Raw genomic sequence first — 16,960 nt, forward strand, 5'->3', positions numbered from 1 at the left:
CACTGCGTCCGAGCCCGGTGATCAACTGCCGGGATCGGCTGGACACTTCCTCGTTCTCTCCCGTCAAAGGAGCATCATGTCCCTCCCCCTGACCCGCAGGATCGCCCGTGCCGCGCTGCTCGTCGCTGCGGGAGCGGCAGCCGGGGTCGGTGCGGCCGGCTCCGCCAGTGCGGCCCCCGCCGAGCTCCCCGCCACTCCGAACCTGAGCGGTCTGACCGCTCTGGACGCGGCGAGCGTCGGCAACAACGTCGACGGTGCCACGCAGAACGTCACCAAGCTCGCGGGCAACACCGGTGGCAACGCGGTCAAGAAGGCCGTGCCGACGGCGGGCAAGACCAGCGGCAAGGTCGCGAAGAAGGCGGCGCCCGCCGCCCAGCAGACGGCCGGTGACGCGGCGGGCTCCGCCGGCGACATCCTGGGCGACACCACGTCCACCGCGACGAAGGGCGGCCTGCCGACGGACGCCCTCACCAAGGGCGGCCTGCCCGCGGCCGACTCGCTGCCGGTGAAGTCGCTGCCGCTCGGCTGAACAGCCTGAACGCCGATGGGGCCCGGGGTTCTCCCCGGGCCCCATCGCTGTGCCTTGGCGCTACAGGCGCTCCACGGCCGCCCGCACCCGCTCGTCCGTCGCCGTGAACGCCACGCGGACGTACGTCTCGCCCGCCTCGCCGTAGAAGTCGCCCGGCGCCACCAGGATGCCCAGCTCGGCCAGGTGGGCGACGGTGTCCCAGCAGGACTCGTCGCGGGTGGCCCAGAGGTAGAGGCTGGCCTCGCTGTGCTCGATGCGGAAGCCGTGCCTCACCAGCGCCTCGCGCAGCGCCTCGCGGCGAGCGGCGTACCGCTCGCGCTGTTCCTGTACGTGGGTGTCGTCGCCCAGTGCCGCGACGACCGCCGCCTGCGTCGGCGCCGACGTCATCATGCCGCCGTGCTTGCGGATCTCCAGCAGGGGGCCGAGGACGGCCGGGTCGCCGGCCAGGAAGGCCGCCCGGTACCCGGCGAGGTTGGAGCGCTTGGAGAGGGAGTGGACGGCCACGATGCCCTCGTACGAGCCGCCGTTGACGTCCGGGTGCAGGACCGAGACCGGGTCGGCCTCCCAGCCGAGCTCCAGGTAGCACTCGTCGGAGAACAGCAGCACCCCGTGCTCGCGGGCCCAGGCGACGATCCGGGTCAGTTCCGCCTTCGACAGGACCTTGCCGGTCGGGTTCGACGGGGAGTTGAGCCACAGGAGCTTCAGGCCGGCCGGGTCGAGCGTCGTCGGGTCGTCGTAGACCTCGTACTCGGCGCGGGCCAGACGGGCGCCGACCTCGTACGTCGGGTAGGCGAGGCGCGGGTAGGCGACGCGGTCGCCGGGGCCCAGGCCCAGCTGGGTGGGGAGCCAGGCGACGAGCTCCTTGGAGCCGACGATCGGCAGCACGTGCCGGTGGGTGACCTCGCGGGCGCCGAGGCGGCGCTCCAGCCAGCCCGTGATCGCGTCGCGCAGCGCCGGGGTGCCCCAGACCGTCGGGTAGCCCGGGGAGTCCGCCGCGTCGATCAGGGCCTTCTGGATCAGGTCGGGAACCGGGTCGACCGGGGTGCCGACGGAGAGGTCGACGATGCCACCGGGGTGGGCCGCGGCCGTCTTCTTGTACGGCTCCAGCTTGTCCCAGGGGAAGGTGGGGAGGCGGTCGGAGACTGCGGACACGGGGACTGGCTCACTTTCTGGTACGTACGGCAAACGCCTCGGTCCCGTACGGCGATCAGAGCTGATCCGGCCGTACGGGACCGAGGCGGCACGAAGACTGCGGGCCGCTTACGCGCTTACGCCTGGGGCGGCAGCGCGGCGATGAAGGGGTGGTCCCGCTCGATCAGACCCAGCTTGCTGGCGCCGCCGGGGGAGCCGAGCTCGTCGAAGAACTCGACGTTCGCCTTGTAGTAGTCCTTCCACTCCTCCGGAGTGTCGTCCTCGTAGAAGATCGCCTCGACCGGGCAGACCGGCTCACAGGCACCACAGTCGACGCATTCGTCCGGGTGGATGTACAAGGACCGGGAGCCCTCGTAGATGCAGTCGACCGGGCACTCCTCGATGCACGCCTTGTCCTTCACGTCGACACAAGGCTGCGCGATGACGTAGGTCACGCTGTCGTTCCTCCTCGATAGGGCGCTGGCGGGCCTCCTCAGGCCCTGCCGCCTGGCGCGCGGGAGCGCGGCGTCGTCGATGCCCGCCCCTAGTATCTCCGTTCTTGGGCATGATCCGAACAGGAGGGGTGAACTGACCTGTGGAAATCTCTGCGACAGGGCGCCTTGAGGTCCGCATCACCGCTGCTGACGTGGGTAAACGGGTCTCTGTACGCCGCATGAACGATCCTGCGGTTCCGGGTGAGAAGTTCACCGACACGGTGGGTGTTCTCGCATCATGGGACAACGGTGTGCTGCTGATCACACGGAAGGGCGGCGAGACCGTCCACATCGCGGAATCCTCGCTGGTCGCGGGCAAGGTGGTGCCGAGCGCCCCGGCCCGCCGCCGGGGGCCCTCCGCCTCGTACGCCGAACTCGCCCATGTCTCCACACGCGCGTGGCGGCCGGTGGAGAGCGAGCGGCTCGGCGAGTGGGAGCTGCGGGCCGCGTCGGGGTTCACCCGGCGGGCCAACTCGGTGCTGCCGGTCGGCGACCCGGGCCTGCCGCTGGACGACGCCCTGGACGCCGTACGGCGCTGGTACGGCGCTCGCGGGCTGCCCGCCTACGTCCAGACCGCGACCGGCGCCGAGGGCACGCAGGAGCTGCTGTGCGCGGAGCTGGAGCGGCGCGGGTGGGTGCGCGAGGTGACGGCCGAGCTGTGGATCGGGGCGCTGGCGCCGATCGCCGACCGGGCCGAGGGCACCGGGGTGGAGCTCTCCCGGGACGTGGACGAGGCGTGGCTCGCGCGGTACCAGCGCAAGGGGGTGAGCGAGGTGGCGCTGAAGGTGCTGTCGAGCGGGCCCTCGGTGTGGTTCGCGCAGGTGCCGGGAAACGGTGGCGTGCCTGCCGCCATCGGGCGGTGTGTCGTGGACGGGCGGTGGGCGTCCTTCGCCGCGGTCGAGGTCGGTCCTGAGCATCGGCGGCGGGGCCTCGCCACCGAGGTGATGGCCGCGCTGGCCCGGCGGGCGCTCGACGAGGGCGCGTCGGCGGCCTGGCTCCAGGTCGAGACGGAGAACGCGGGGGCGCGGGCGCTCTACGCCGGGATGGGCTTCGCGGCGCATCACGCGTACCACCACTACCGCGAACCGGCGGCCGGACCGGCGGGCGCCGGAATCAGCCGGTAGCGATCGCTGTGAGAGGGCACGAGCCAGCTATGCGTCTGCCGCATCCACCGTCCCCCGAACGCTCCGCCGAGCTGCGCGAGCGGTTCGCCGAAGAGGCCCGCTCCGAGCGGCCCGACCTGGCCGCGCTCTGTCTGCTGCTGGGCGCGCAGGCGGACGCGGGCCTGGACGAGGCGGGCATCGACGCGGCGCAGATCGAACTGGACGAGCTGGCCGGACGCTTGCCGTTCCGGCCGGGCGGGCCGCGGTCATGGGCGGTGGCGCTGCGCGAGCTGCTCGGCGAGCGGTGCGGGTTCCGCGGCTCCGCCGCGGACTATCAGCGGCTGGAGTCGTCGTTGCTGCACGAGGTGCTCCGACGGCGGCGCGGGCTGCCGATCCTGCTGTCCGTGGTGTGGATGGAGGTGGCGCGGCGGGCGGGGGCGCATGTGTACGGGGTCGCGCTGCCGGGGCACTTCGTGGTCGGGTTCGGCGCCGCGGAGGAGCAGGTGCTGGCCGATCCCTTCGAGGGGGGCCGGGTGCTGACCGGGTCCGACGCGGAGTTGCTGGTCGTGGGGGCCACGGGGGCGCCGTTGCAGCCGTCCATGCTGGCGCCGGCCGATCCGTTGGAGGTGGTGGTGCGGATTCTCAACAACGTGCGGGCGTGGGCGGCGGCTCGGCCGGAGCGGTCGGATGTGGCGCTGTGGGGTGTGGAGCTGTCGCTGCTGTTGCCCTCTCATCCGGCTCGGTTGCGGTACGAGCGGGCTCAGTTGCTGGTCAAGCGGGGGGATTTTCTGGCGGGGGCCTCGGAGTTGGAGGCTTATGCGGAGGTGGTGGGGGCGGTGGACGAGGGGGCGGCTGAGCGGGTGCGGGGGCAGGCTCGGTCGGCTCGGGCGATGTTGAACTGAGTTCGCCGTAGGGGCCTGTGATGGTGGGCGGGTGCGGGCTTCGCTGTGGCTGGTCGCGCAGTTCCCCGCGCCCCTAAAAGACAAAAGACAAAAGACAAAAGCCCCTACAGCCAGCCCTTCTCCCTTGCCAGGCGGGCTGCCTCTGCCCTGTTGCGTACCGCCAACTTCTGGATCGCCGTCGACAGGTAGTTGCGGACTGTGCCCTGTGACAGGTGCAGCTTCGTTGCCAACTCCGCGTTGGTCGAGCCGTCCTCCGCTGCCCTCAGGACCTCGCGCTCCCGGTCCGTCAGGGGGTTCGCGCCCTCTGCCAGTGCCGCTGCCGCCAGCGTCGGGTCGATGACGCGCTCGCCCGCGAGCACCTTGCGTACCGCCGCCGCCAGTTGGGCCGCCGGGGCGTCCTTGACCAGGAACGCGTCGGCGCCCGCCTCCATGGCGCTGCGGAGGTAGCCGGGGCGGCCGAAGGTCGTCAGGACGACCAGCTTCACGCCGGGCAGGGTTTTGTGGACCTGGGCCGCCGCCTGGATGCCGGTCATGCCGGGCATCTCGATGTCGAGGAGGGCCACGTCCACCGCGTGGGTCTGAGCGGCGGCCAACACCTCGTCGCCCCGAGCCACTTGGGCGACCACCTCGATGTCGTCCTCCAGGCCGAGGAGAGCGGCGAGGGCCTCGCGGACCATCGACTGGTCCTCGGCGAGGAGGACCTTGATCGTAGGGCTCATGCCCCGGATCCTACGGGCGCCGGGGTGCCCGCGGGGACGCGGGCGACCAGCCGGAAGCCTTGCTTGGTGCGGTCCGCCTCCAGGGTGCCGCCCGCCTTCTCCAGGCGCTCGGTGAGGCCCGTGAGACCGTTGCCTGGGCCCTTGCCGGAGCCGCCCGAGCCGTTGTCCTCGACGGAGAGTTCCAGCACCGGTCCGTCGAGGGTCTGGCGGTGCAGCACCTCGACCGTGCAGCGGGTCGCGCCGCTGTGCCGTACGACGTTGGTGACCGCCTCGCGCAGCGCCCAGGCGAGGGCGCTCTCGCTCTCCTCGGGGATGTCCCTGAGGTCTGGTTCGGCGGGTACGTCGGCGGTGACCGAGGCGGCCGTCAACGCGACCTGGGCGCCCGCGAGTTCCTCGGACAGCCGGGGTCGGCGATAGCCCGTGACGGCCTCGCGGACGTCCACCAGGGCCTGGCGGCTGACCTGTTCGATGTCGGCGACCTGCTGGGCGGCCTTGTCGGGGTGGTCGGGGAGCATCCGGCCGGCGAGTTCGCTCTTCAGCGTGATCAGGGACAGGGAGTGGCCGAGGAGGTCGTGCAGGTCACGGGCGAGGCGCAGCCGCTCCTCGTTGGCGGCGAGCTGGGCGACGGTGGCGCGGGCCTTGCGCAACTCGACGGTGGTGGCGACGAGTTGCCGGATGCCGGTCATGGAGTAGCCGACCAGGAGCACCACCAGGAACAGGCCCCAGGCCTCGTCCAGGTTGTGGGCGTGCCAGCCCGCCAGCATCATCGCGGCGGTGGTGAGCGGGATCGTCCAGTAGGCGGTCCGCAGTGGGAAGGCGACCCCGCAGGTGACCGAGACGTACACGAACAGACCGAGCCATTCGCTGCCGAAGCCGAAGGCCAGGGCGAGTCCGAGCGCCCAGAAGGTGGCAGCCAGGACGGTGATGATCCCGCCGCGGAAGGGCCGGCCCATGGTGCGGAAGACCAGGGTCAGATAGAGCGCGACGAAGGCCACGAGACCCGTCCAGCCGGCCGCCGTGGCCGCGGTGGTGTGGTCACCGGAGTTCAGGTCCCGCACCGGGGAGGCGAGGAAGACCAGCCAGGGCAGGACCCACACCAGTTTCCGGATCGCCTCGCCGCGGTTGCGGGGTGGCCGGCCGATCCGGATCAGCCGTTCCGCCCGCGCTTCGTCGTCGGGCCGCAGATCATCCGTCATCGCGCTCACGCCTTCAGCGTGTCCTTCCGGTAGAGCCAGGCCGCGCCGCCGGTGAACAGGGCGAAGAAGACGGCGAGGACGGCGATGTCCTTGGCATGCGGGGCCTGGCTCTGTTCGATCGCCTGTCCCAGGGCAGCGTACGCGTGCGTCGGCACCCACTTGGCGATGTCCTGGAGCCAGTCCGGGAAGGTCGTCGTCGGCATCCACAGACCGCCGAGGATGGACAGCCCGAAGTAGGTGATCATCGTGATCGGCCGGACCGCGTCCCCGCTCGCCAGATAGCCGATGGCCACGCCGAGCGCGGCGAAGACGAGGCTGCCGGCCCAGATCACGCCGGTGAGCGCGAGCCACTGCCAGGCGTCAAGGCGTACGTCCTTCACGGCCGCGGCGACGACGAAGACGACGACTATGGAGGGCAGGCTCACCACGGCCGCGCTCGCCGTCTTCGCGAGGACATAGCCGTGCCCGGGCAGGGTCGTCAGCCGCAACTGCCGTACCCAGCCGCTCTCCCGTTCCTTGGCGATGCGCTCGCTGTTGCCCATCAGGACGGCCGTGAGGGCGCCGAAGGAGGCCATGGAGACCATCATGTAGGTCGGCAGGGTCAGGCCCGTGCCGTCGATCCGGTCCGTGCCGTCGGCGCTGCCCGCGATGAGCAGGAAGAGCAGGGACGGGTAGAGGACGGAGAAGAACAGGAACTTGCGGTTGCGCAGGGCGCGGCTGAGTTCCAGCTTGACGAGGCTTCGCGAGGCAAGGGTGTTCAGCATGACGAACGGGCCTCCTCGGCCTCGGTGATGGCGACGAAGGCCTGCTCCAGGCCGAGCCCGGCGACCTCCAGGTTGCGGGGGTAGAGGCCGAGGCCGTAGACGGCGTGCACGGTGGCGTCGGCGTCGGCGGACTGGATGCAGACGGTGCTGCCGGAGACGGACAGGTGGGCGAGGAAGGGCAGATCGCGCAGCGTGTCCGGGTCGATCGGGCCCTCCAGGTCGAAGGAGATCCTCCGCGCCCCCGCCTTCGCCTTGATCTCGGCGGCCGTGCCGTCGGCCAGCAGCCGGCCGCGGTGCAGGACGAGCACCCGGTCGGCGATGACGTCGGCCTCTTCGAGGTAGTGGGTGGCGAACAGCACCGTCCGTCCCTGGTCGGCCTGTTCGCGCATGGTGGCCCAGAAGGCCTGGCGGGTGGTGACGTCCATGCCGGTGGTCGGCTCGTCCAGGACGATCAGATCGCTGTCGCCCGAGGTGGCGAGCGCGAAGCGGACCCGCTGGGCCTGGCCGCCGGAGAGCTTGTTGACCTTCCGGTCGGCGATCTGGGTGATACCGGCCCGGGCGAGGACGTCCTTCGCCTTGTACGGCTTCGGATGCAGGTCGCAGGCGAGTCGCACCAGCTCGGCGACGGTCACCTCGTCCATCAGCCCGCCGCTCTGCAGCATCGCGCCCACCCGCCCGGCGACGATCGCCTCACGCGGGCTGGTGCCGAACAGGCGGACGCTTCCGCTGTCCGCCTGCTTGAGTCCGAGCAGCAGGTCGAGCGTGGTCGACTTGCCGGCGCCGTTGGGTCCCAGCAGGGCCACGGTCTCCCCGGGATGAAGGCTCAGTGTCAGACCGTCGACGGCCCGCACCTCGCCGTACGCCTTGCTCACCTGGTCGAACGCGACCACTGTCGTTGTCATGTGATCCAGAGTGGCCGCCGAGGCCCCCTGCCCGGCAGTGTCGGCGGTCCTGACTGCCGGATGACAGATGTCATACGACGACCAGGGGCACCCGGCGAGTGCCGGGTGCCCCTGGTCAGAGCCTGGTGCGGCTAGCTCGGGTCGGTGTCGATGGTGACGACGCGTTCCGCCGTCGTCTTGCCGCGCAGGGCCTTGCGGAGGGCCGAGGCGACGTCCTCGGGCAGGACATCCCGCTTGCCGCTCGCGCCGTTGATCTGCACGCCGTCGAAGGTGGTGCCGTACGCCGCCTTGAGCGCCTTGAGGTCGTAGTAGTCGACGAGCTTTCCGTCGACGGCCTTGAAGCTCAGGATGTCCGGCAGCGACAGCTGGCCGAACTTGATGAAGTGCGCCGCGTCGGTCTGCACCTGGACGGTCTGGGCCATCGCGGGCTCCGCGATGGACTTCATCATCGCGTCGACCTCGGCGTTCGAGATCGTCGGCTGCTTGGTCGTCGTCGGGAGCGTGACCGCGCCGGCCGAGCCGGTCTCCACCTGGGTGCGGTACGCCTGCTGGACCGCCGTCGTCGACTTGGCGACGTCGATGCCCTTGCCGGTCTTGCCGTAGACGGCGACGGCCTTGCCGTTCTTGAACTTGATCGTGCCGTCGGTCGCCGAACCGGAGCTGCCGGAGGCGTCCTCCAGGGCCGCGGTGAGCTTCTCCTCGTCGACCGGCATCTCCGGCTCGATCACGCGCTGGCCGCCGAAGAGCGAGCCGATCACGGAGACCGGGTTGTAGTCGCTGGTCGCGGCCTTGCTGACGGTGGCCTGCATATCGAACTGGAGGCCGGCCTGGTCGGGCTGGAGCTGGACGGTCTTGCCGTCCACCGACAGCTTCAGCGGCTCGTTGACCTTCTTGTCGAAGGCCGCGTCGAGCTTCTTGACCGCGTCGTCGCGAGTGCCGCCGCCGATGTCGACGCCGAGGACCGTGGTGCCCTTGGGCACGTCGGAGTGGTTCATCAGCAGACCGGCGCCGTACGCGCCGCCGGCGACGACGACCACACCCACGCCGACCAGGGTCAGCTTGCTGCGGCCCTTCTTCTTCGGCTTCTTCTTCGAGGACGCCGGCACGTTCTGCGCGACGGGCTCGGGCAGCTTCGGGGGCGTGTGCGGCAGCGGTCCGTCGGTGCCGGGGCCCGGCCCGAACGGGGAGTTCTGGCCGGTGGACGGCACGACCGGGATGCCGCTGGTGACGGTGTGTCCGGAGACGTTGTCCGGCGGGGTGCCGTAGCCGGGGGTGCCCGGTTCGGGGGCCGGCTTCTGCGGGGTGAGGATCGCGGTGTCGTCGCTCAGACCACCACCGGGACCGCGGCCGGGGCCACCCTGCGGACCGGCGCCGGGGGCGCCGGGCGGGGCGGTGACGCCGGGTCCGGCGAAACCGGTGGAGGCGGAGGCCGCGCCGGGAAGACCGGGGCCGCCCTGGCGGCGCTGACCGCCGGGGGCGCCGGGTCCGCCCGGTCCGCCCCGCGGGCCGCCGACCGGCGGTACGACGGGACCGTCGCCGGTGACCGGGCCGCCGGTCGGGCCTGCGGGGCCCTGCGGGCCGCCGTAGCCGGCCGGGCCGCCGAAGTCGTTCGGCCCGTTGAAGTCGTTGGCGGGCGGGAAGCGGTGCGAGCCGGTCGAGCTGTTGAAGTCGTCCGCACCACCGGGGAGGCCGCCCTGGGCGCCGTAACCGTTCTGCCCCATAGGGCCATTCTGACCGCTGTGGGCGTTCTGGGCGTTCTGGGCGCCCTCGTTCTCCGAGAAGTACGGCAGGTCGTCGCGCCGCGGCTCGCCGCCGGGGCGTGAGCCGCCGCCCAGCGGGCCCGCCGCCAGCGCCTCGGTCACATCGAAGGAGCCCGTGCCGCCGCCGTGCCCCGGGGCCACGGGACCGCCGGTCGCGCCGGGCAGGCCCGCGCCGTTGGTGGAGCCCGAGCGGGAAGCGCCCGGCACGCTCATGGAGCCGACCACCCCACCGGGGCGCCCGGCACCGGGCCGCGCACCGCCGGGAGCGGCACCGGCCGGGGCGCCCGGCGCGGCGCCGGAAGCGGCCGGTGCGGGCGCCGAACCCCCGGGCAGACCCGCCCCGTTGGTGGCGCCTCCGCCCTGACCGCCCTTGGCGGGGCCGGACTTGCGCGGGGCGAACCAGTCGCTCGTCTTCTCCTCGGCGGACGGAGCCGGCTCGGCGGGAGCTTCGACGGTGCCGTGGGCCGCGCTGTCGGCGACGGGGGCGCTCGGCGCCGGCGTCTCGGCCGTGGTGTCCCCCGCGGTGCCCTCGGCGTCCGCGACGGGCGTCCGGACGACGACCGGCGGGATGGGCCGCGACCCGGGGATGTTGATCCGGATCCGGGTCGTCAGCGTGGTCTCGGTCTTGCGCTCCTCGGACTGCGAGGCCGAACGGCCCGCGTCCGCACCGTCGTCGGAAGCCATGGGGGTCCCGTAGGGCGGCGTGCCCGAAGGGTATGCGGCTCCGCCGCGCCCGTTGGGCCCGGAGGACGGACTGTCAGTTTCACGACTCAAGGCAGGTTCTCCCGGTTGGCTCCACCGACCGTGTCGGCCCCAGTGCTTCGGGCGGCTCGGCGGCGCGCACCACCATACTGGCCACTTCTGGCCCGTATCCCACGACCGCTGGGGAAACCCACACGGGACTCGCACGTCCCTGTCGCGGCGAAGTGGTACGTCACTTGCCAAGTCGGACGGCGTCGCCGTCCGGTTGCCGCCCCGCCCCGAGCGTGGCGCAGATCACAGCCGTAGCCATGCCACCGAGCAGGAAGAGGTAGGAGCCCGCTCCCGCGCCGAAGAGGAAGTCGCCTTCGGGGCGGGTGGCGGTGAGCAGGATGACGGCGAGCATCCAGCCGGCCGCCGGTGCGACGGCCCCGCCCCGGCCGCCGACGGCACGCGCACCGCCGAGGCAGAGCCCGGCCTCGCCGGCGAGCGCGAGCAGCAGGCCGCCCGGGAACCAGCCGGACTGCACGAGGGACCCGGCGGCGCCGACGAGCGCGCCGAGCACGAAGAGGCCCAGGTAGAGGAGGGCTCGTGCGGCGGAGGGGGCCTTGAGGGGCTGGGCGAGCAGGGATCCGTGGTCGTTCATGAGAGGCCCCCGGTGCCGGCGAAGAGGTCGGTCTCCCGATTCCCGGGTGCCCGGTCCCCTCGTACCAACTCGTAGTACTCGGTGGTGAAGAGGGGCTGCGCGAGGTCGTTGGAGAGGACGAAGTACGGTGCGGCGACCGTGATCTGGGTGGCGTGCGCGGCCATCGCGGCGGCCTTGGCGGCGGCAAAGGCGGTTCCGTCGATCTCCGTCGTGACCCGCTTGTCGTCTACGACACCCGGTACGTCGTCGAGGACGCCCGGCTTGTCGAAGGGCAGCCCCGGCAGCGCCTCGGCCAGCCGCTCGAAGGCCTGTTCGCCGACCGTGCGCGGGACGCGGTTCCAGTAGACCTTGGGGATCGTCCAGCCCGCTTCGGCCGCCAGGTCCGCGGCGCGCATGGCGACGCGGTGGGCCTGGATGTGGTCGGGGTGGCCGTAGCCGCCGTTCTCGTCGTACGTCACGAGGACATGCGGCCGTACCTCCAGGATCACCCGGACGAGAGCGGCGGCGGCCTCGTCGACGTCCGCCTGCCAGAAGCAGGCGGGGTCGCCGTTGTCGGCGAGGCCCATCATCCCGGAGTCCCGGTAGCGGCCCGGGCCGCCGAGGAGACGGAAGTCCTCGACGCCGAGTGCGCGCATCGCGGCGGTGAGCTCGCCCAGGCGGTACTCGCCCAGGGCGGTGCCCGACAGGTGCCGGAGCTCCGGCGGAATGACCTCGCCGCGTTCACCGAGCGTGCAGGTGACCAGGGTCACCCGGGCACCCTCGGCCGCATAGCGAGCCATCGTCGCGCCGTTGTTGATCGACTCGTCGTCCGGGTGCGCGTGCACCAGGAGGAGGCGTCGGGCCGGTGGTTCCGTCATGGGACCACCCTAAAGGCGACCTCGGGACGGGTCAGAACTTGATACTGCCGATCATCCCCGCGATGTTCGTCGTCAGCTCACTGATGGTGGGCGCGACGGTCGAAGAGGCCAGGTAGAACCCGAGCAGCATGCAGACCACCGCATGCCCGGCCTTCAGTCCTGACTTCTTGACCAGAAGGAAGACGATGATCGCCAGCAGCACTACCGCCGAAATCGAGAGCGCCACGGCGGCTCACCTCCAAAGATCCCAAGAGCGCGGGGGTTCGGACCAGGGGGGCAGATAAATCCATACGACAGCCAGCAGGTTCATACCCACTATGCGCTAGTGATCATAACTATCCGTACTCGCGCATCGGTCGGCGCACGGACGCACAAGGGGGCGTATGGCCAATATGGTCGGGGCATGACGACGACGTCCGACTCCTTTCCTCGCCGGCACGCCCGCACCCAGCGCTTCACGCTCGGCGCGCCGCGTGCGTTCACCGTGGCTCCCGACGGTTCCCGTGTCGTGTTCCTGCGCTCGTCCTCCGGTACGGACCGGGCCAGTTCGCTGTGGGTGCTCGACCCCGCGGACGGCGGGGAGCGCGTGGCGGCCGACCCGCGCGCCCTCCTCGGCGGCTCCACGGAGAACCTCTCGCCGCAGGAGCGGGCGCGACGCGAACGCAGCCGGGAGGGCGGCGCCGGGATCGTCGGCTACGCCACCGACGCGGCCGTGGAGTTGGCGTCTTTCGCCTTGTCAGGGCGGCTTTTCACGGCCGAGCTGCGGGCCGGTACGGCACGTGAACTCCGGGTCCCGGGACCGGTGATCGACCCTCGCCCCTCCCCCGACGGCCGCTTCGTCGCGTACGTCGCCCAGGGCGCCCTGCGGGTGGTCGGCGCCGAGGGCGAGGGGGACCGGGCCCTGGCGGAGCCGGAGTCGGATCACGTCACCTATGGTCTCGCCGAGTTCATCGCGGCCGAGGAGATGGGCCGGTCACGGGGGTTCTGGTGGTCCCCGGAGGCGGACCGGCTGCTGGTGGCGCGCGCGGACGACACGCCGGTGGGGCGCTGGTGGATCTCCGACCCGGCCCATCCGGAACGTGATCCACAGCACGTCGCGTATCCGAGGGCCGGGACGGCCAACGCGGAGGTACGGCTGTTCGTGGTCGGCCTCGACGGGGGCCGCACGGAGGTCTCCTGGGACCGGGCCCGCTACCCGTATCTGGCGCATGTGCACTGGTCAGCGGCGGGTGCCCCGCTCCTCCTCGTACAGGCGCGCGACCAGCGCAGTCAGCTGTTCCTGGCCGTGGATCCGGCCTCGGGGACGACCCGGATGGTGCATGCCGACGAAGATCCAACTTGGCTTGATCTTTTCCCAGGGGTGCCCTGCTGGAGCCCGTCCGGGCGGCTGGTGCGGATCGCGGACGAGGGCGGCGCGCGGGTCCTCGCGGTGGGCGACCGCCCGCTGACGGGGCCGCAGTTGCACGTCCGCGCGGTGCTGGACGTGTCCGACGACGACGTGCTGGTCTCGGCGTCGGCCGGGGAGCGGGCGGCGGCGCCCGAGACCGGCGAGGTGCATGTGTACCGGGTCAACGAGCTCGGGGTGGAGCGGGTCTCGCAGGAGCCGGGGGTGCACTCGGCGGTGCGGGCCGGGAGCGTGGGCGTGCTGGTCTCGGCGGTGCCGGGGCGGGCCGGGTCCGTGGCGCAGGTGCTGCGGGACGGGAAGCCGACGGCGACGATCACCTCGTACGCCGAAGATCCTGGTATGTCCCCGCGCGTGACCCTGACCGAGGGGGGCGCACGGCGGATCCCGTGCGCCGTGCTGTTGCCTCGGGACCACCAAGGGGATGAGCGTCTTCCGGTTTTGCTGGATCCGTACGGGGGACCGCACGGTCCGCGCGTCCTCGCGGCCCACAACGCGCACCTCACCAGTCAGTGGTTCGCGGACCAGGGTTTCGCGGTCGTGGTCGCGGACGGGCGGGGCACCCCGGGCCGCTCGCCGGCCTGGGAGAAGGCGATCCGCGACGACTTCACGGTGTCCCTGGACGACCAGGTGGAGGCGTTGCACGAGCTGGCGGAGCGCTACCCGCTGGACCTGGACCGGGTGGCGATCCGGGGCTGGTCGTACGGCGGCTGGCTGGCGGGGCTCGCGGTCCTGCGCCGCCCCGACGTCTTCCACGCCGGGATCGCGGGCGCCCCGGTGACGGACTGGCGGCTCTACGACACCCACTACACGGAGCGGTACCTGGGCGATCCCGGTACGGCGCCGGAGGTGTACGCGAAGAGCTCCCTGGTGACGGACGAGGGCCTGTCCGCCCCCGCCGAGCCGCACCGCCCGCTGATGATCGTGCACGGCACCGCCGACGACAACGTGGTCTTCGCCCACGCCCTGCGGCTGTCCTCGGCCCTCCTCGCCGCGGGCCGCCCGCACGAGGTGCTGCCGCTGTCCGGGGTGACCCACATGACCCCGCAGGAGGAGGTCGCGGAGAACCTGCTGCTGCTCCAGGTGGACTTCCTACGGCGCGCTCTCAGGCTGGGCTGAGCCGGGACCCTCCACAGAGCACCGCAACCAATAATTGAGGAACCACGACGAAACACCGGCCAGGTCCGCGAGAGCGGCGCCGGCTTAGGCGCAAAAAGGGGCAACGGGCCGGGACGACATGGCGCGTCCCGGCCCGTTTACGGCACCCGCACGGCCGTACGTTGTTCAGCCTGACGCGTCCGTATATCGGAACCGGGTCAGCCAAGTTGCCTCCGTGTTACTCCGGCGCCTCGGGTGGCACCACCTGCATCTCCTCCGCGAAATGGCAGGCCGAGTCATGGGCCGCGGGGCCCGGCAGGAGGCGGAACTCGCTCGGGACCGCCAGGGCCGGGACCTCCATGGCACAGCGTTCCCGGGCCTTCCAGCAGCGGGTGCGGAAGCGGCAGCCGGAGGGGATGTTCGTCGGGGAGGGGACGTCGCCGGACAGGATGATGCGTTCGCGGTGCTCGCGGGCCTCGGGGTCGGGCACGGGGACGGCGGAGAGCAGCGCCTGGGTGTAGGGGTGCGTGGGGTGGTCGTAGATCTCCGCGTCCCTGCCGATCTCCACGATCCGCCCGAGGTACATCACGCCGACGCGGTCGGAGATGTGGCGGACGATGGAGAGGTCGTGGGCGATGAAGACGTAGGAGAGGTCGAACTCGTTCTGGAGGCGGTCCATCAGGTTGATGACCTGCGCCTGGACGGAGACGTCGAGCGCGGAGACGGGTTCGTCGGCGACGATGACCTCCGGGCGCAGCGCCAAGCCCCGTGCGATGCCGATGCGTTGGCGCTGGCCGCCGGAGAACTGGTGCGGATAGCGGTTGATGTACTCGGGGTTGAGGCCGACCACGTCCAGGAGGTCCTGGACCTTCCGGCGGCGGTCGCCCTTGGGTGCGACCTCGGGATGGATGTCGTAGGGCTCGCCGATGATGTCGCCCACCGTCATACGGGGGTTGAGGGAGGTGTACGGGTCCTGGAACACCATCTGGATGTTGCGGCGCACCGACTTGAGCGCCTTGCCGGACAGCTTGGTGATGTCCTCGCCCTTGTACCTGATCGAACCGGCGGTCGGCTGCTCGAGGTTGACCAGCATCTTGGCGACGGTCGACTTGCCGCAGCCCGATTCCCCGACGATCCCGAGCGTCTCTCCACTGCCCAGCGTGAAGTCCACACCGTCGACCGCCTTGACGGCACCGACCTGCTTCTTGAACAGCACGCCCTGGGTCAACGGGTAGTGCTTGACCAGTCCGCTCACCTCGATGATCGGCTCAGCCATTGAGGCACTCCCTCCAGAAGTGACAGGCGCTCGTGCGGTCCTGCGACACCTCGTACAGCGGGGGTTCGTCCGTCCTGCACACGTCCTGGGCCATCGGACACCGCGGGTGGAACGCGCAACCCGGTGGGATGTCCATCAGGTTGGGCGGCAGCCCCTTGATCGCGTACAGCTCCTGGCCCTTCTGGTCCAGGCGCGGGATGGAGTCCAGCAGGCCGCGCGTGTACGGGTGTGCCGGGGCCTTGTAGATGTCGTGGACCGGCGCCTGCTCGACGATGCGGCCCGCGTACATCACCGCGATCCGGTCGGCGACGTCGGCGACCACGCCGAGGTCGTGGGTGATGAGGATGAGCCCCATGTTGTACTCGCGCTGCAACTCCGCGAGCAGGTCCATCACCTGCGCCTGGACGGTGACGTCGAGGGCCGTGGTCGGTTCGTCGGCGATGATCAGGGCCGGTTCCAGGGCCATCGCCATGGCGATCATGATGCGTTGGCGCATGCCGCCGGAGAACTGGTGCGGGTACTGCTTGACCCGCTCCTTCGCCGCCGGGATGCGCACCCGGTCCATCAGCTCGATCGCCTTGGCCCGCGCGTCCTTCTTCGACATGCCCCGGTGCACCACGAACATCTCACCGAGCTGATCGCCCACGGACAGCACCGGGTTCAGCGACGACAGCGCGTCCTGGAAGATCATCGCCATCTCGGCGCCACGGACCTTGCGCCGCTCCTCCTCCTTGAGCTTCAGCAGGTCCTTGCCCTGGAAGAGGATCTCGCCGCCCGCGATCCGCCCCGGCGGCATGTCGAGGATGCCCATGATCGCCTGCGCGGTCACGGACTTCCCGGACCCGGACTCCCCCAGCACGGCCAGGGTCTCCCCCGAGTCCACGGCGTAGTCGACCCCGTTGACCGCCTTGGCGACCCCGTCCCGGGTCTTGAACTCCACGTGCAGATCACGCACTTCCAGGAGCACGACTCACCTCAGCTTCGGGTCGGGGGGCGTCACGGACGAGGTCCACGCGGACAACGAACGCCGATACGGCAACCGACCGGGCGGCGGCATCGCCACCGGGTCGGTCGAGGAGAGCAGGCAGACCATGCCCCTCCGGCACCCTCACGGCTTCCCACACCCGCACGCCCCTCACCTCCGGGTCGAGGGCGTCACGGGCGAGGCCCATGCGGACAACGAACGCCGATACGGCGACCGACCGGGCGGCGGCATCGCCACCGGGTCGGTCGAGGAGAGCAGGCAGACCATGCCCCTCCTGCACCCTCACGGCTTCCAACACCCGCACGCCCCTCACCTCCGGGTCGAGGGCGTCGCGGACGAGGCCCATGCGGACAACGAACGCCGATACGGCAACCGACCGGGCGACGACATCGCCACTGGGTCGGTCGAGGGGAGCCGGCACGCCACGACGCCCTTCAGGCGCGCCCGTGACGCCGGACGGCCTCAGGGCGCGGGGCGCCGTAACGACGCCCGGCACC

The 16,960-nt window shown here is 71.4% G+C and carries 17 protein-coding genes; 4 read left to right on the plus strand and 13 right to left on the minus strand.

Translation table 11 applies throughout. The features are described 5' to 3' along the window. The first annotated feature begins 76 nt into the window (after window positions 1–76). A complete protein-coding gene (locus OG885_RS16255) occupies window positions 77–529 on the plus strand; it encodes an ATP-binding protein (RefSeq protein ID WP_399948620.1) in 453 nt (150 codons plus the stop codon). A gap of 60 nt (window positions 530–589) precedes the next feature. On the opposite strand, the gene OG885_RS16260 is transcribed toward OG885_RS16255, so the two are convergent. After that, window positions 590–1,681: a bifunctional succinyldiaminopimelate transaminase/glutamate-prephenate aminotransferase gene (locus OG885_RS16260; RefSeq protein WP_405731587.1), complete on the minus strand. Its 1,092-nt coding sequence runs from the start codon at window positions 1,679–1,681 to the stop codon at window positions 590–592. A gap of 116 nt (window positions 1,682–1,797) precedes the next feature. After that, entirely contained in the window at window positions 1,798–2,115 is a 318-nt protein-coding gene (fdxA, locus tag OG885_RS16265) for a ferredoxin (RefSeq protein WP_010047804.1), read from the minus strand. Between the two features lie 140 nt (window positions 2,116–2,255). On the opposite strand from fdxA, the gene OG885_RS16270 reads away from it, so the two are divergent. Further along, entirely contained in the window at window positions 2,256–3,278 is a 1,023-nt protein-coding gene (locus OG885_RS16270; protein ID WP_405731590.1) for a GNAT family N-acetyltransferase, read from the plus strand. A gap of 29 nt (window positions 3,279–3,307) precedes the next feature. Further along, on the plus strand, window positions 3,308–4,159 hold the full coding sequence (locus tag OG885_RS16275) for a transglutaminase-like domain-containing protein (RefSeq protein ID WP_405731593.1): 852 nt from the start codon (window positions 3,308–3,310) through the stop codon (window positions 4,157–4,159). A 104-nt stretch (window positions 4,160–4,263) separates the two neighbouring features. Here the strand turns inward: OG885_RS16275 and OG885_RS16280 are convergent, their stop codons facing one another. The 8 genes from OG885_RS16280 to OG885_RS16315 all read right to left on the minus strand — a co-directional run bounded on the left by OG885_RS16280 (window position 4,264) and on the right by OG885_RS16315 (window position 11,928). Continuing rightward, the gene (locus tag OG885_RS16280; RefSeq protein WP_405731596.1) at window positions 4,264–4,878 is read right to left on the minus strand and encodes a response regulator; all 615 of its coding nucleotides are present in this window, start codon (window positions 4,876–4,878) and stop codon (window positions 4,264–4,266) included. Continuing rightward, entirely contained in the window at window positions 4,875–6,083 is a 1,209-nt protein-coding gene (locus tag OG885_RS16285) for a sensor histidine kinase (protein ID WP_405731599.1), read from the minus strand. The genes OG885_RS16280 and OG885_RS16285 overlap by 4 nt, the downstream gene beginning before the upstream one ends. Then, window positions 6,080–6,838, minus strand: a complete 759-nt coding sequence (locus OG885_RS16290) for an ABC transporter permease (protein ID WP_405731601.1) — start codon at window positions 6,836–6,838, stop codon at window positions 6,080–6,082. Before OG885_RS16290 ends, OG885_RS16285 begins: the two co-directional genes overlap by 4 nt. Beyond that, on the minus strand, window positions 6,832–7,740 hold the full coding sequence (locus tag OG885_RS16295; RefSeq protein WP_405731604.1) for an ABC transporter ATP-binding protein: 909 nt from the start codon (window positions 7,738–7,740) through the stop codon (window positions 6,832–6,834). The genes OG885_RS16290 and OG885_RS16295 overlap by 7 nt, the downstream gene beginning before the upstream one ends. Window positions 7,741–7,871: 131 nt before the next feature. Beyond that, window positions 7,872–10,274, minus strand: a complete 2,403-nt coding sequence (locus OG885_RS16300; RefSeq protein WP_405731607.1) for a peptidoglycan binding domain-containing protein — start codon at window positions 10,272–10,274, stop codon at window positions 7,872–7,874. Between the two features lie 160 nt (window positions 10,275–10,434). After that, complete coding sequence (locus OG885_RS16305; RefSeq protein ID WP_399948638.1) at window positions 10,435–10,845, minus strand: DUF6113 family protein; 411 nt, start codon at window positions 10,843–10,845, stop codon at window positions 10,435–10,437. Continuing rightward, entirely contained in the window at window positions 10,842–11,702 is an 861-nt protein-coding gene (gene mshB / locus OG885_RS16310; protein WP_405731611.1) for an N-acetyl-1-D-myo-inositol-2-amino-2-deoxy-alpha-D-glucopyranoside deacetylase, read from the minus strand. Before mshB ends, OG885_RS16305 begins: the two co-directional genes overlap by 4 nt. Window positions 11,703–11,733: 31 nt before the next feature. Continuing rightward, window positions 11,734–11,928, minus strand: coding sequence for a hypothetical protein (locus OG885_RS16315; protein ID WP_171142976.1), 195 nt, complete (start codon window positions 11,926–11,928; stop codon window positions 11,734–11,736). Window positions 11,929–12,105: 177 nt separating this feature from the next. Here OG885_RS16315 and OG885_RS16320 point away from each other — a divergent pair, with 177 nt between their 5' ends. After that, window positions 12,106–14,223: a prolyl oligopeptidase family serine peptidase gene (locus OG885_RS16320; RefSeq protein WP_405731614.1), complete on the plus strand. Its 2,118-nt coding sequence runs from the start codon at window positions 12,106–12,108 to the stop codon at window positions 14,221–14,223. Window positions 14,224–14,440: 217 nt separating this feature from the next. Here OG885_RS16320 and OG885_RS16325 read toward each other — a convergent pair whose 3' ends face one another. Genes OG885_RS16325 through OG885_RS16335 form a run of 3 tightly spaced genes read right to left on the minus strand, consistent with a single transcriptional unit; the run spans window position 14,441 to window position 16,884 of the window. Further along, window positions 14,441–15,478, minus strand: coding sequence for an ABC transporter ATP-binding protein (locus OG885_RS16325; protein ID WP_405731617.1), 1,038 nt, complete (start codon window positions 15,476–15,478; stop codon window positions 14,441–14,443). Then, entirely contained in the window at window positions 15,471–16,445 is a 975-nt protein-coding gene (locus OG885_RS16330) for an ABC transporter ATP-binding protein (protein ID WP_405731620.1), read from the minus strand. The genes OG885_RS16325 and OG885_RS16330 overlap by 8 nt, the downstream gene beginning before the upstream one ends. Then, window positions 16,426–16,884: a hypothetical protein gene (locus OG885_RS16335; protein ID WP_405731623.1), complete on the minus strand. Its 459-nt coding sequence runs from the start codon at window positions 16,882–16,884 to the stop codon at window positions 16,426–16,428. The genes OG885_RS16330 and OG885_RS16335 overlap by 20 nt, the downstream gene beginning before the upstream one ends. Window positions 16,885–16,960: the final 76 nt, after the last annotated feature.

The organism is Streptomyces sp. NBC_00028 (genome assembly GCF_045041065.1).
Lineage (GTDB): Bacteria > Actinomycetota > Actinomycetes > Streptomycetales > Streptomycetaceae > Streptomyces.

Bases quoted from the DNA above. Each gene is read 5' to 3' on its own strand.
- OG885_RS16255 (WP_399948620.1), top strand. From the start codon at position 77: ATGTCCCTCCCCCTGACCCGCAGGATCGCCCGTGCCGCGCTGCTCGTC.
- OG885_RS16275 (WP_405731593.1), top strand. From the start codon at position 3,308: ATGCGTCTGCCGCATCCACCGTCCCCCGAACGCTCCGCCGAGCTGCGC.
- OG885_RS16280 (WP_405731596.1), bottom strand. From the start codon at position 4,878: ATGAGCCCTACGATCAAGGTCCTCCTCGCCGAGGACCAGTCGATGGTC.
- OG885_RS16290 (WP_405731601.1), bottom strand. From the start codon at position 6,838: ATGCTGAACACCCTTGCCTCGCGAAGCCTCGTCAAGCTGGAACTCAGC.
- OG885_RS16295 (WP_405731604.1), bottom strand. From the start codon at position 7,740: ATGACAACGACAGTGGTCGCGTTCGACCAGGTGAGCAAGGCGTACGGC.
- OG885_RS16305 (WP_399948638.1), bottom strand. From the start codon at position 10,845: ATGAACGACCACGGATCCCTGCTCGCCCAGCCCCTCAAGGCCCCCTCC.
- mshB (WP_405731611.1), bottom strand. From the start codon at position 11,702: ATGACGGAACCACCGGCCCGACGCCTCCTCCTGGTGCACGCGCACCCG.
- OG885_RS16320 (WP_405731614.1), top strand. From the start codon at position 12,106: ATGACGACGACGTCCGACTCCTTTCCTCGCCGGCACGCCCGCACCCAG.
- OG885_RS16325 (WP_405731617.1), bottom strand. From the start codon at position 15,478: ATGGCTGAGCCGATCATCGAGGTGAGCGGACTGGTCAAGCACTACCCG.